Origin of the sequence: Dinoroseobacter sp. S76 (genome assembly GCF_049801095.1) — a bacterium.
Taxonomy (GTDB): domain Bacteria; phylum Pseudomonadota; class Alphaproteobacteria; order Rhodobacterales; family Rhodobacteraceae; genus Dinoroseobacter.
This window is the reverse complement of record NZ_JBNAGH010000003.1, coordinates 574,284-587,150: the sequence shown is the minus strand read 5'-3', so window position 1 is coordinate 587,150 and position 12,867 is coordinate 574,284. Positions and strand designations below refer to the sequence as shown.

Genomic DNA, 12,867 nt, shown 5'->3' with positions numbered 1-12,867 from the left:
CTCCGACGCGTCTCGACGGGACAAACCGATGAGCGACTGGCTGGTCAGCCTCGAAGGGACGGCGGATGGAAAATCCCTGGCCCTGATCCTCGCGCTGACCGCGGCGCTGCTCCACGCGATTTTCGGCGCGCTGCAAAAGGGCCGCCATGATCCGTGGCTGTCCCGCGGTGCCATCGATAGCGCACTCTTCGTGATCGCGGCGCCCACCGCGCTCTGGATCGTGCCTTGGCCGGAGCCGCATATGTGGCCCATCTTTCTCGGCGTCTTCCTGATCCACACGGCCTATAAAACGCTGCAGGGGTTTGCCTATTCCAAGGGGGCCTATACGGTCGTCTACCCCGTGGTGCGCGGAACGGGGCCGCTTTTCACTGTGTTCGGGGCCTATCTCATATTCGGAGAGACGTTCGCGCCGATGCAGTGGGTCGGGGTTGCGGTGTTGCTGGCGGGGATCTTCGGGCTCGCGGCTTACAATTTGATCCATATCGAGGTGGCGCGGGATACGCTTGTGCCCGCGCTCGGGTTGGCTGTCGCCACAGGCCTCTTTGTGGCGCTCTATACGACCTTTGATGCCTATGGGATCCGGGCGACGGCGGATCCGTTCACGTTTTTGGCGTGGTTCTTCTTCATCGACAGTCTTGTCTTTCCTTGTGTGGCGGCCCTGCGTTGGCGCCGGATGGCTGATGCCCCGGCGCTTGGGCCCCTCGCTCTGCGCGGGGTCATCGGCGCTGTGGTGGCGATCGGCAGCTTCGGATCGATCATGATGGCAACCCGGCTCGACAAAGTTGGCGAGGCCGCCATCTTGCGGGAAACCTCCACGGTCTTTGCGGCGGTGATCGGCTGGGTCTTCCTGAAGGAGACCGTGGGGCCGCGCCGCATGGGCCTGATGGCATTGATCGCAGCGGGGGCTGTGATAGTGGAGGTCGCAGGATGAGTGAGAGAGGCCCGATGGCAGAGCAGAAACCGATCAACCCCTGGGTCAAGATGGCGCTGGAGCTGGGCCCCGTGCTGGGCTTCTTCATCGTCTATATGCGGATCAAGGATGAGGTCTATCCGATCTGGGGCCGCGATTATGACGGGTTCATCGTGGCAACGGCGGGCTTTGTGCCCGTGCTTCTGCTGTCGATCGCGATCCTGTGGAAGCTGACGGGCAAGCTCAGCCGCATGCAGATCATGACCGCTGTGCTGGTCATCGTCTTTGGCGGGCTCACGGTGATCTTCAACGATGAGGCTTTCTTCAAGATCAAGACCACCATCGTTTACGGCATGTTCGCGGCGATCCTCGGGATCGGGTTGCTTCGGGGGCAATCCTACCTGGCCTTCGTCATGGAAGACCTGATGCCCCTGGCCCAGGAAGGCTGGATGCGGCTGACCAAGCGCCTGACGGCGATGTTCGCCTCCATGGCCATCGCCAATGAGATCGTCTGGCGCACCATGGATACGGAATTCTGGGTGAAGTTCGAGACCTTCGCCCTGCCGGCAGCGCTCTTTGCTTTCTTCATTGCGCAGGCGCGGATGCTCGAGCGCTATTCACTGGAGAAGGACGACCCGGAGGCCTGATCTCCGGACGGTTGCCAAACTGCGCGCCTGCGGCGCATTTTTATCCGCACTGCGTGCCTGATTTGGGGGCGTTGCCCCCGTCGCGCGCGGCGCGACTCCCCCTCAGGCTCTGCTGCGGATCGGGTTTGCCCGGCGCCACCGGAGCGGCGCGGGGCAGATGGGTCAGATGCGCTCGACCGTCACTTTATGCGGGTAGAACGCGATGTGGTCGCGGATCCGCGCCACCCCGTCTTTGGGGCTTTCATAGGACCAGCCCGCATCCGGGATCAGCCCGGCTGACGCGTGGATCGAATAGTAGCTCGCATCGCCCTTGAAGGGGCAATGGGAGCGGGTCTCGGAGGGCTCCAGAAAGGCCATGCCGATATCCGCGCGCGGGAAGTAGATCACCGGGTCGCTGCTGCCTTCGATCAGCTCCAGCGCGTTCTCGCTCTCGGCCAGGACCGCGCCATCGGCCCGGACGGTCCAGGTTCCCTCGGCCTTGTGGATCTTGATGTGGTCGCTCATGGCACTCCCCTTCCTTCGGTTTTCCGCGTCCCGTGTGATAGGGCGCGGACTGTATCAGTTTTGTGTCTCGGTGATGCGGTCCTGCGCGCTCAGAGAGGTGCTGTGACCCGGATCAGCCAGTCTCGCGCGCTGTGCGAGACGCGGGGCTTGAGGTAGCTCCGCACTTGCGCGTGGTAGTTGTCGAGCCAGTCTCGTTCCGCCGGTGACAGCATCGACAGATCGATCAGGCGCCGGTCGATGGGCACATAGGTGAGGGTTCGAAAGCCCAGCATCTCGCGCCCGGGATCGCCGCCTTCGGGCGGGATCATCTCGGTCACGACCACGAGGTTTTCGATCCGGATCCCAAAGGCGCCCTCGCGGTAATAGCCGGGCTCGTTGCTCAGGATCATGCCGGGGCGCAAGGGGACCTCGCTCACCCGGCTGAGCCGTTGTGGCCCTTCGTGCACGCAGAGATAGGTGCCGACCCCATGGCCCGTGCCGTGGTCGTAATCCTGCCCGGCCCGCCAGAGCGGCGCGCGGGCCAGCGCATCGAGATCGCGACCCGCGAGCCCTTTGGGCCAGCGCGCAAGGCTGACGGCGATCATGCCCTGCAACACCCGGGTGAAGGCCGCGACAGCCCCGTCCGGGGGCGTGCCCGTGGCCATGGTGCGGGTCACATCCGTGGTGCCATCGGCATATTGTCCGCCGCTATCGACCAGCAGCAGGTCGCCGGGGGTGACCGCGCGATTGGTGTCCTCGGTCACCCGGTAATGGACGATCGCCCCATGGGGACCGGTGCCGCAGATCGTCTCGAAGCTGATATCGAGGAGCGCGCCGGTGGCCGCGCGGAACCCCTCCAACGCGGTCACCACGTCGATCTCATGCAGGCTGCCCGGGTCCTGGGCATCGAGCCAGGCGAGGAACTCGACCATGGCCGCCCCGTCGCGCAAATGGGCTTCGGCAGTCCCCGAAATCTCGGCCTCGGTTTTGCAGGCCTTGGGCAGAATGCAGGGGTCATCTCCTTCCGAGACCGGGATCCCGGCGCTCTCGAGCAGGTCAAAGATCGCGACCGGCGCGGTTGCGGGATCCAGGCGCACCGGGCCGCTCAGGGCCATCACGGCAGGACCGAAGCTTTCGGGCGCGGCGATCCGCACATCGGGACCCAGATGGGCCATGACGTCGTCGGAGAGCTTGGCGGCATCTAGGAAGAGATCGCAGCCCCCATCGGCATGGAGGATCGCGAAGCCATGGACCACGGGATTGCGCGGGATGTCCGAGCCCCGGATGTTCAGCAGCCAGCAGAGGCTGTCGGGCAGGGTGAGGATCGCGGCGGTCTCATTGGCCGCGCGTAAGGCCTCGGCAATCTCCGCACGTTTCTCGGCCGCGCTGCGACCTGCCAGAGCGTCCGGATGAATCTTGACCGCGCCCTGGGGTGGGGCGGGCTGATCGGGCCAGATCCGGTCCACGAGATTGTCGACCCGCAACAGGCTGAGACCTTCGCCCAGCCCCTTCTCCAGCCGCGCGATCTCGGCCTTCGTGTGGAGCCAGGGATCGAACCCGACCACGCCCGTGCCCAGCGTCTCGGTCAGCCAGGGACCGGGCTGCGTTTTCGGCCAGGAGACCGGGGTGAAGGCCTCCAGCGCGACCTGCTGGCGGGATTGCAGCGTATAACGCCCATCCACGAACACGCCCGCCGTGTCGGCCAGTGCGATGCAGAACCCCGCCGAGCCCGTGAAGCCCGTAAGCCAGGCCAGCCGGTCATCGCGCGGGGCGACATACTCGCCCTGATGGGCATCAGCGCGGGGGATGAGAAACGCATCGACCCCGGCATGGGTCATCTCGGCGCGCAGGGCGGCAAGCCGGGGCGGCCCTTGCTCGGGCGTGGTGGTCGCAGAAAAGGATTGAAACATGAGGTCCGACGTCTTGTTCTAGAGCGTGTAAGATAGCGTTTCGGGAGGAAACTACCATGGCAATCGAGCCTGGGCCGATGAAGACCTCCTGGGTGGAGGTGCGCGGTCTCCGTGTGGCCTATACGGAAATGGGGCGCGGCGCGCCGATCCTCTTCCAGCATGGCAATCCGACCTCCCGCTATCTGTGGCGCAATATCCTGCCGCAGCTCGCGGATCTGGGGCGCTGCATTGCGGTGGATCTCATCGGTATGGGGCAGAGTGACAAGCTGCCGGGCTCGGGTCCCATGCGCTATGATTTCGCGACCCATGCGGGCTATCTGGCGGAGGCGTGGGACGTGCTGGGTGTGAAGGGTGAAGCGGTGCTCGTCCTCCATGACTGGGGCTCGGCCCTGGGGTTTGATTGGGCGCAGGCCCGTCCGGAGGCAGTCCAGGGCATCGCCTATATGGAGGCGATCACCGCGCCAGTGCCCGATTGGGAGGCCTGGCCCGAGGCGGCGCGGGGGATCTTTCAGGCCATGCGCAGTCCGGCGGGGGAGGCTATCGTTCTGGAGAAGAACGCCTTTGTCGAAAAGATCCTGCCCGCGTCGATCCTGCGAGACCTGAGCCCGGAGGAGATGGCGCAGTACCGCGCGCCGTTTCTGCGGCCAGAGGACCGTTGGCCCATGCTCGATTGGCCCCGGCAGATCCCGATTGGCGGGGAGCCGCCCGAGATCGCGGCGATTGTCGCCCGCTACGCGGATTGGCTCGCGCAGAGCCCCGTGCCGAAGCTCTTTGTCAACGCCGAGCCCGGCTCGATCCTCGTGGGACCTCAGCGGGAGGCTTGCCGGGCCTGGCCGAACCAGACCGAGGTCACCGTGCCGGGCAGTCATTTCCTCCAGGAGGACAGCCCCGATGAGATCGTCGCGGCCTTGCGCGCCTTCGTGCTGGGTCTGCGCGGCGGGGCCTAGATGTCGAACTCGACCACCACCGGGCAATGGTCGCTGGCCTTGGGGCGGTCCCAGCCGATCCGGGGATAACGCGCGGTTGCTAGGTTCGGGACCCGGTGGGGCATGCCCGCGCGGATGATCTCCGGCGTGCTGCGTACTCGGTCCGCAAGGGCGGGGGAGGCGATGATATAGTCGAGCTGGGTCTTGGAGCGTCCGCCTGCGTAGTAGTGGGTCCAGCGGTCGGCCTCGGGAAGCGCGGCGACGAGGTTGATGCCGAACCCATCCTCCAGCAGGGGGGCGATGCCGGAGCTGTCCTCGCCCGAGGGTGGTTTGTCCTTCTGGGTCTCGTTGAAGCTGCCATCGGGCTGTTGGACAGAGCTGACAAAGCGGTAGTCGAGCGCATCGTTGAGATCGCCGCAAATCGCCCAGAGTGCTGTGGCCGGTTCCTCGAATTTCCGGGTGATCAGTTCGCGGACGAGGATCGCTTCGGTCTGGCGGGTGGCGAGGGACTTCTCTGCGTCGCGCCCGCCCATGGATTTGAAATGGCAGTTGAAGAGGGACAGGGTCGCGTCACCCACGGCCAGTTCCAGCTCGAGGCAGTCGCGCCGGAAGACCCGGGAGGCGCGCAAGGACCGGGCTCGCGTCTTGGCGAGCGGATAAGCGTCGAGCAGGGCCTTGCCCGTCTCCGTGTCATCGATCACCGAGCCGGTGAGCCAGGCGTGGCTGCGGCTGTAGAAGGGGAATTTGCGCACTGAGATCGCGGCCACATCAATCCCACGGACATCATTGCCCTCATGGAGCACGCGGTTGTGGAAGCTCTCCCCCATGGTCTTCTTCACGTAGGCCTCGAGAAAGCGGCTCAGGGGATCGAAGCCTTCAACCTCTTGCAGGCAATAGAAATGCGCGTCGGCCTCGGCGATGGCGAGGGCGGTTTGCTGACGCTTGTCATCGTCTTGGGAGATGGCCGCAGTCTCGACCATGCGTTTGAACGCCTCGAATTTCGACAGGTCGTCATCGCCGAAATCGCCGTAGAACTGCACGATGGGCGAGAGGTAGCGGGCCGCATCCGGGTCGGAGAAGGCCGAGAAATCGAACCGTGTGAAGAGGTTCTCGATATTGAAGCTGCACAGGCGGAATTTGGTCATGAAACGGATCCTCTGGAGACTGGGCTCAGGGTAGCACAGCTGGATCCGTCGCGCGCCGGTCCTGCGGGAGACGCGGCGGCACGGTCAGGATATGAGTATTTGGGGAACAATGAAGGGGAGGGCGCGCGCAGATGGGACGTGGCGCTCCCTGCGGGCCGGGTTAGCCCGCGCGTTTCATGCCCATGACCCGCGCCCGGGCGCGGGGATTGGTGTCAAAGAGCGCGGCGAGCTGTTCGGTCATGGCCCCGGCGAGCTGCTCCACATCCGTGATGGTCACGGCCCGGTCATAGTAACGGGTCACGTCATGGCCGATGCCGATGGCGATAAGCTCCACCGCGCGGCGTTTCTCGACCATGGCGATCACATCGCGCAGGTGCTTTTCGAGGTAATTGGCCGGATTCACCGAGAGGGTGGAATCATCCACCGGCGCGCCGTCGGAGATCACCATGAGGATCTTGCGGGCCTCGGGCCGCGCGAGCATCCGGCGGTGGGCCCATTCCAGCGCCTCGCCATCGATGTTTTCCTTCAGGAGTCCCTCTTTCATCATCAGGCCCAGATTGTTCCGGGTCCGGCGCATGGGTGCGTCGGCCTGCTTGTAGATGATATGGCGCAGGTCGTTCAGGCGGCCGGGCTGTTGCGGACGGCCATCGGCGAGCCATTTCTCGCGGCTGAGCCCGCCTTTCCAGGCGCGGGTGGTGAAGCCGAGGATCTCCACCTTGACCTGGCAGCGCTCCAGCGTGCGGGCGAGCACATCGGCGCAGATCGCCGCGATGGAGATCGGGCGCCCGCGCATGGAGCCGGAATTGTCCAGAAGCAGGGTCACCACCGTGTCGCGGAATTCGGTGTCCTGCTCCACCTTGAAGCTGAGCGGGGTGGTCGGGTTCGCCACCACGCGGGCCAGACGACCCACATCGAGGATGCCTTCCTCCATGTCGAACTTCCAGGAGCGGTTCTGCTGCGCCTGGAGCCGCCGCTGCAGCTTGTTGGCGAGCCGCGAGACCGCGCCCTTCAGGGGTTCGAGCTGCTGGTCGAGATAGGCGCGCAGGCGTTCGAGCTCGGCCGCTTCGGCCAGTTCCTCGGCCTTGATCTCTTCATCATGCTCGGTCTGGAAGACGATGTAATTCGGATCCGCATCGGAATGGGCGGGCGGTGGGGGCGGATCGAGCGGGGCCTCGCCCTCGGGCAGTTCAGCGTCCTCTCCGAGCTCCATATCCGCGAAATCATCCATGGCGACCTCGGCCTGGGCCGGGTCCATCTCCTGCATGTCCGTCGGATCGGGGGCAGCCTCGCCTTGCTCGGTCTGCTCGTCCCCGTCATTGCCCTCATCCGAGGCGCTCTCTTCCTGTTCGTCCTGCTCAGAGGTCTCCTCTGACTCCTCTTCCTGCTGGTCGGGGTCATCGCCGAGCTGATCGCCATAGCCCAGATCATCGATGATCTGACGCGCGAGCTTGGCAAAGGCCGCCTGATCGCTCAGATCCTCCTGCAGGGAGGCGAGCGTGTCCGCGCACTGATCCTCAATATGATCGCGCCACAGATCCATGACGTTCTGCGCGCCCTCCGGCAGGTCGCGGCCCGTGGCAAGGTGGCGGATCAGGTAGCCTGCCGCGATGGCCAAAGGCGCCTCGGAGGCCTGGGTGATCTGGTCATAGCCCTTGCGGGTCGCCTCGGCCTCGATCTTGGCGTCGATATTGCCGGCGGTGCCGGGCATGGCCCGCGCGCCCATGGCCTCACACCGGGCGGTTTCCATCGCCTCGTAAAGGTCGCGCGCCATCTGCCCGGCGGGCTCGTATTTCACATGGGTGCCCGCGTCGTGATACTTGCGCCGCATCGCATAGGCATCCGCCGTGCCGCGCGCAAAAAGCACCTCATCCCGGGTCATCCGGCGGCTGATCTGCGGCAGGCGCATGGCATCGGACGTCATGCCGGGCGGGTCCACCGAATAGGTCACGGCGATATCCGGATCATCGGCGAGCACGCGGGTCGCCTCAGCCAGGGCCTTCTTGAACGGTTCAACGGGATTGTCGGGCTTGGACATCGGAGCCTGCGTGTCGTGAGGGGGGCAAACGGCGGGGCCGCTGAGCATATATAGGTGTTATGGAGCGGTTGGGGAGAATTGGCCAGAGGCGGCGGGCGCGGGATCGTCCTCATGGACCAGCAGATCCCCGGGCTGGCAGTCGAGCGCGGCACAGATGGCGGCCAGGGTCTCGAACCGGACGCCCTTCACCTTGCCGGATTTCAGGAGGGACAGATTCTGTTCCGTGATGCCGATCTGCCGCGCCAGCTCGCGGGAGCGCATCTTGCGCCGGGCCAGCATCACATCGAGGGTGACGACGATCCCCATCTCAGACAAAGAGCCGGTTTTCGTCGGCCTGCCGGGTCGCTTCGGCCATGACCCAGCCCACCACCAGCAGCAGGGCGCCGAGCAGGGCGAGCAAGAGGTCATGGCTGGCCAGAGACACCGCCAGCGAACGTTCGCCGGGCGGGTTGTCATAGGTCAGGATCAGCACGGCGAGGGTGCGCCCGAGGATGGCGAGCCCGGTCCCGGCCAGCAGAGCTGTCCCGATCCGTCGGATCGCCTGGGCGTTCTGTGTGCTGAACACGGCACCCTGTCCGTAACGGGCAAAGAGCCCCCGCGCCGTCCAGAGCGCGATGAGCGCCGGAGTGAATAGAACCGCGGTCAGACAAGCCAGCGCCACCCGCTTGGTCGGGGTGAGGCCCGTTGCCGTCTCGATAGGGGGCGTGAAGGCCGCAGGCTCCATCAGAACCACGCCATAGGCGGCGAGCAGCGCGAGGCAGCCCAAAGTGCAGCCATGGGACAAGACCCGGCAGAGACGGCCCAGATAGGGGGGAAGTTCAGATCCCATATTTTCAATCCTCGCAGTGATAGTTTAATGTAAAACAATAAATGATTCGTGTCTAGCGAGGTGCCTATGAGGGTTTTGACAGTGTTGGTGGCGGGCCTGCTCGCCGGATGCGGGCAGGTGCCTGTGATGAGCATGGTGGAGCTTGCGCGGTTCGATCCGCTCTCCAGCGATCTGGCGGCGGTGACGGTGGCGGTGGATGTAACCGAAGGTCTGCGCGTGGCGCCGGACGGGGCCGTGATGCTGCTGCGCGCAGCGGCGCCTGATGGTCGGGAGGTGTCGGAAGAGTTCATCCTCGACGCGCAGCGCGCAGCAGAGGGCACGCGCTGGCTCTTTGGAGTGGCGCCCGAAGATGCGGCCCGGTTGGATGAAACGCGTCAGGCGATCCTGGCGTTGAAGGCCGAGGACCCAGACACAGCCGGACAGCTGTCGGTCTCGGCCACGCCCTGTCGCGAGGGTCCATCCCCGGACGGGCCGCAGATCGTGGATGTCTTCCTCCAACTCGCGCCGGACCGGCCCTTTGTGCCGGTCGCGCCGCGTGTCGATCTGCGTGCCGAAGGGCTGCCGTTGCCCGCCTGTTGAGGCGGGCGCGGGATCTAGGCGGCCTTGCGCGCGCGGCGGGGCCGACGCCGCTTGTTGCCGGGTTTGCCCGGGGCCTTGCCCGGCCCGCCTGTGCCTTTGGCCGCGCGGCCCGGGTTGGGCGTGGCTGCGCCCTGGCGCTTCTGTCCGCCACCGGGACCGCCGCGGCGACGTCCGCCGCCTCCGCCCCCGTTGCGCTTGGGCTTGGCGCGTTCCTCGTCCCGCTCCCACGGGGTGCCGCCGGCCACGGGAAGGGTCAGGCCCATGACCTTCTGCACGGCGCGCAGCTCGCCCATCTCATCCGGCGCGACAAAGGCCACGGCCTGTCCATCGCGCCCGGCGCGGGCGGTGCGCCCGATCCGGTGCACGAAGTTCTCGGGCACGTTCGGCATGTCGTAATTGTAGACGAAGCGCACATCGGGGATGTCGATCCCGCGTGCGGCCACGTCTGTGGCGACCAGCACCTTGAGCGTGCCCTCGCGGAAGGCCTTGAGCGCGCGTTCCCGCTGGCCCTGGCTGCGGTTGCCGTGGATTGCGGCGACCTCATAGCCCGCAGCAGAGAGCTTGCGCGCCAGCCGGTCCGAGCCATGCTTGGTGCGGGCAAAGACCAGCGCCAGCTCGTCGCGATGCGCGGCCAAGAGCTCGATGAGGGTCGCGGGCTTGTCGCTTTGTTCCACGAAATGCACCGATTGGGTGATCTTGTCGGCGACCTTGCCCGGAGGCGAGACCTCGACCCGGACCGGGTCGGTCAGATAGGCGCGGCTCAGCTCCTCCATTTGTTTCGGCATCGTGGCCGAGAAGAGCATCGTCTGGCGCTCCTTCGGCAGAAGCGGCGCGATCTTGCGCAGGGCGTGGATGAAGCCCAGATCGAGCATCTGGTCGGCCTCATCCAGCACCAGAAAACGCGTTTCCGACAGGCGGACGGCCTTGCGGTCCAAGAGGTCGATCAGACGGCCCGGGGTGGCCACGATCAGATCCGCGCCCTTCTCCAGGCGTTTGATCTGCGGATTGATGGAGACCCCGCCCACGATCAGGTTGATCCGCAGATGGCTGCCCTCGGTGAAGGCACGCAGGCTGTCGGAGATCTGGCTGACCAGCTCACGGGTGGGCGCGAGGATCAGACCCCGGCAGGTACGCGGAGCGGGCTTGGTGCCCTCTTTCAAGAGCTTGTCCAGCAGGGGCAGGCCAAAGGCTGCCGTCTTGCCGGTGCCGGTCTGGGCGAGACCGAGCACGTCGCGCCCGTTCAGACCATGGGGGATTGCCCGGGTCTGGATCGGGGTCGGGTCGGTGATGTTTTGGGCGGCGAGGCCAGCCACGAGACGGGGCGAGAGCCCCAGCATGTCAAAATCCATGAAGGATCATGTCCTTTCCGCGCCGTTGCGGCGCAGGCAATGGTCCACGCGGCCCGCTCGGGGCGGCACGTGGCACGGGTGGGTGCGAAGGGCGGTGGGGCGTCTCCCCTGTCCGTCAACTCTCCGCAGGGCCCAGGCGTGAATGGGAACCGGTAGGGGGCGAATTGGTGTCCGTCGCAGGGTCTTGATCCCGGGGCAACGGCTCTGCTCACGCGGCAGGACCAGTTTCGCTGTGGCGTAGATGGGGCAGAATGCGCGCCGCGTCAAGGGCTTGGCCTGCGACCTGCTCGCGCTTTGCCGCGGGGTCGGACCGTGTCGTGGCGTCAAACGCGGTTGCAATGGCACCGATTTGGCCCTAGCGCTGGGGGCCAGTTGACCCCGAACGGAGCCCGAAGCGCCCATGCGCATGACCGATACCTTCATCAAGCCCATGCATCCCGAGGGCCGGAAATTCGTGGCGATCTTCGCCGCCGTGGCGCTGGCGCTGTTTCTGCTCTGGGAGCCGTTGGGTTGGATCGGCGTTGGGGCGACGGTCTGGTGCTACTATTTCTTCCGCGATCCCGAGCGGGTCACGCCCGCGCGCCCGGGGCTGGTGATCAGCCCGGCGGACGGCATTGTCTCGCTGATCGAGCCTGCGGTACCGCCTGCGGAGCTCGGCATGGCGGATACGCCGCTGACCCGGGTGAGTGTCTTCATGAATGTGTTCAACTGCCATGTGAACCGGGCGCCGGTGCCGGGCACGGTCAAAGCGGTGGCCTACCGCCCGGGCAAGTTTCTGAACGCGTCGCTGGACAAGGCGTCCGAGGATAATGAGCGCAACTCGCTCTGCCTGGAGATGGCCGATGGGCGCGAGGTCGCGGTGGTCCAGATCGCCGGGCTGGTGGCGCGCCGTATTGTGAGCTTTGTCTCCGGCGGCGAGGCTTTGGCCACCGGCGACCGCTTTGGCCTGATCCGGTTTGGCAGCCGGGTCGATGTCTATCTGCCCGAAGGTGTTGAGCCCTCGGTCATGGTCGGACAGACCATGGTCGCGGGCGAGACGGTGCTCGCCGATCTGACTGCCGCCGCTTCGGAGGAACAGCTCGCATGACCCGCCCGCCCCGCAAGCCCCGCAAGGAGTTCGCTATCGTTCAGCTTTTGCCGAACATGCTGACGGTTGCTGCGATCTGTGCGGGAGTGACGGCGATCCGGTTCGGTGTGGATGGGAATTACGAGCGTGCGGTGCTCTTGATCCTGTTCGCCGCGGTACTGGACGGGCTTGATGGCCGTCTGGCGCGCGCGCTGGGCAGTGACAGCGAGATGGGGGCCGAGCTCGACAGTCTCGCGGATTTCCTGAATTTCGGGGTGGCGCCGCCGCTCCTGATCTATTTCTGGGCCCTGCAGGATATGCGCAGCGCGGCCTGGATCTCGGTTCTGGTCTTCACCGTGTGCTGTGTGGTGCGTCTGGCGCGGTTCAACGCGACGAGCAAGGCGGATGAAGGGGCAAGCAAGCTGTCGGAGTTCTTCACCGGGGTGCCGGCGCCTGCCGGGGCGATGCTGGTGATGCTGCCGATGTTCGCGTCTTTCGCGGTGGCCGATACGCCGATCTTCCCGGGGCCGGTGATCATGATCTACATGATGGCCATCGGGCTTTTGATGATCAGCCGCATCCCCACATGGTCCTTCAAGACGACGCGGGTCTCGCGGGAGAATGTGAAGTTCTTCCTTGTGGGGTTCGTGGCTGTGGTGGCGGCGGTCTTCACCTTTGCCTGGACGACGCTGGTCATTCTGTGCCTGGCCTATGTGGGCGTGGTGATCTGGGGGCTGCTGATGCGGCGTCCCAAGCCGGATGAGCCGACCTCCGAGTAACGGAGCGGGCTAGAGCAAGCCAGGGATCGACCAAGAGCAAGGCCGCGCCCTGCCCATGGCAGCGCGCGGCGGACACGCGAGCGGGTCTTTCGAAGCGCATGGGGCAAACATCGCTTGCCCGGCATGACCTGTGTGCTGTGCGGGTCCGCGCGCGCCGCCAGCGGCGGGCGCCCCCCCACCAAGCGCAGCCCACCGCCGGGGGGGGCCCC

Annotated in this window: 13 protein-coding genes; 6 read left to right on the top strand and 7 right to left on the bottom strand. The window is 65.8% G+C overall.

Annotated elements, in window-relative coordinates:
• Positions 1 to 28 precede the first annotated feature (28 nt).
• Both ACP153_RS12420 and ACP153_RS12415 read left to right on the top strand, forming a co-directional pair.
• Complete coding sequence (locus ACP153_RS12420; RefSeq protein ID WP_424971309.1) at positions 29 to 931, top strand: EamA family transporter; 903 nt, start codon at positions 29 to 31, stop codon at positions 929 to 931.
• A gap of 14 nt (positions 932 to 945) precedes the next feature.
• A complete protein-coding gene (locus ACP153_RS12415; protein WP_424971308.1) occupies positions 946 to 1,557 on the top strand; it encodes an inner membrane-spanning protein YciB in 612 nt (203 codons plus the stop codon).
• A 162-nt stretch (positions 1,558 to 1,719) separates the two neighbouring features.
• On the opposite strand, the gene ACP153_RS12410 is transcribed toward ACP153_RS12415, so the two are convergent.
• Positions 1,720 to 2,061: a DUF427 domain-containing protein gene (locus tag ACP153_RS12410; RefSeq protein WP_424971307.1), complete on the bottom strand. Its 342-nt coding sequence runs from the start codon at positions 2,059 to 2,061 to the stop codon at positions 1,720 to 1,722.
• Positions 2,062 to 2,150: 89 nt separating this feature from the next.
• Complete coding sequence (locus tag ACP153_RS12405) at positions 2,151 to 3,950, bottom strand: aminopeptidase P family protein (RefSeq protein ID WP_424971306.1); 1,800 nt, start codon at positions 3,948 to 3,950, stop codon at positions 2,151 to 2,153.
• 56 nt (positions 3,951 to 4,006) lie between these two features.
• Here ACP153_RS12405 and ACP153_RS12400 point away from each other — a divergent pair, with 56 nt between their 5' ends.
• Positions 4,007 to 4,897 (top strand): haloalkane dehalogenase, encoded by an 891-nt coding sequence (locus tag ACP153_RS12400; protein ID WP_424971305.1) that lies wholly within the window; start codon positions 4,007 to 4,009, stop codon positions 4,895 to 4,897.
• On the opposite strand, the gene ACP153_RS12395 is transcribed toward ACP153_RS12400, so the two are convergent.
• The 4 genes from ACP153_RS12395 to ACP153_RS12380 all read right to left on the bottom strand — a co-directional run bounded on the left by ACP153_RS12395 (position 4,894) and on the right by ACP153_RS12380 (position 8,885).
• Positions 4,894 to 6,021, bottom strand: a complete 1,128-nt coding sequence (locus ACP153_RS12395) for an endonuclease/exonuclease/phosphatase family protein (RefSeq protein ID WP_424971304.1) — start codon at positions 6,019 to 6,021, stop codon at positions 4,894 to 4,896. The two genes, ACP153_RS12400 and ACP153_RS12395, sit on opposite strands and share 4 nt — an antisense overlap.
• 160 nt (positions 6,022 to 6,181) lie before the next feature.
• Complete coding sequence (gene cobT, locus ACP153_RS12390; RefSeq protein WP_424971303.1) at positions 6,182 to 8,056, bottom strand: cobaltochelatase subunit CobT; 1,875 nt, start codon at positions 8,054 to 8,056, stop codon at positions 6,182 to 6,184.
• Between the two features lie 57 nt (positions 8,057 to 8,113).
• Positions 8,114 to 8,362 carry a helix-turn-helix domain-containing protein gene (locus ACP153_RS12385; protein ID WP_424971302.1) on the bottom strand — a complete coding sequence of 83 codons (249 nt, stop codon included), beginning with the start codon at positions 8,360 to 8,362 and terminating at the stop codon, positions 8,114 to 8,116.
• A gap of 1 nt (position 8,363) precedes the next feature.
• Complete coding sequence (locus tag ACP153_RS12380; RefSeq protein ID WP_424971301.1) at positions 8,364 to 8,885, bottom strand: DUF2975 domain-containing protein; 522 nt, start codon at positions 8,883 to 8,885, stop codon at positions 8,364 to 8,366.
• Positions 8,886 to 8,951: 66 nt separating this feature from the next.
• Between ACP153_RS12380 and ACP153_RS12375 the strand changes: the two genes are divergently transcribed.
• Positions 8,952 to 9,464 carry a hypothetical protein gene (locus ACP153_RS12375; RefSeq protein WP_424971300.1) on the top strand — a complete coding sequence of 171 codons (513 nt, stop codon included), beginning with the start codon at positions 8,952 to 8,954 and terminating at the stop codon, positions 9,462 to 9,464.
• 14 nt (positions 9,465 to 9,478) lie between these two features.
• On the opposite strand, the gene ACP153_RS12370 is transcribed toward ACP153_RS12375, so the two are convergent.
• The gene (locus tag ACP153_RS12370; RefSeq protein WP_424971299.1) at positions 9,479 to 10,813 is read right to left on the bottom strand and encodes a DEAD/DEAH box helicase; all 1,335 of its coding nucleotides are present in this window, start codon (positions 10,811 to 10,813) and stop codon (positions 9,479 to 9,481) included.
• A 400-nt stretch (positions 10,814 to 11,213) separates the two neighbouring features.
• Here ACP153_RS12370 and ACP153_RS12365 point away from each other — a divergent pair, with 400 nt between their 5' ends.
• Both ACP153_RS12365 and pssA read left to right on the top strand, forming a co-directional pair.
• Positions 11,214 to 11,900: a phosphatidylserine decarboxylase gene (locus ACP153_RS12365; protein ID WP_424971298.1), complete on the top strand. Its 687-nt coding sequence runs from the start codon at positions 11,214 to 11,216 to the stop codon at positions 11,898 to 11,900.
• Positions 11,897 to 12,658, top strand: a complete 762-nt coding sequence (gene pssA / locus ACP153_RS12360) for a CDP-diacylglycerol--serine O-phosphatidyltransferase (protein ID WP_424971297.1) — start codon at positions 11,897 to 11,899, stop codon at positions 12,656 to 12,658. Before ACP153_RS12365 ends, pssA begins: the two co-directional genes overlap by 4 nt.
• The last annotated feature ends 209 nt before the right edge of the window (positions 12,659 to 12,867 follow it).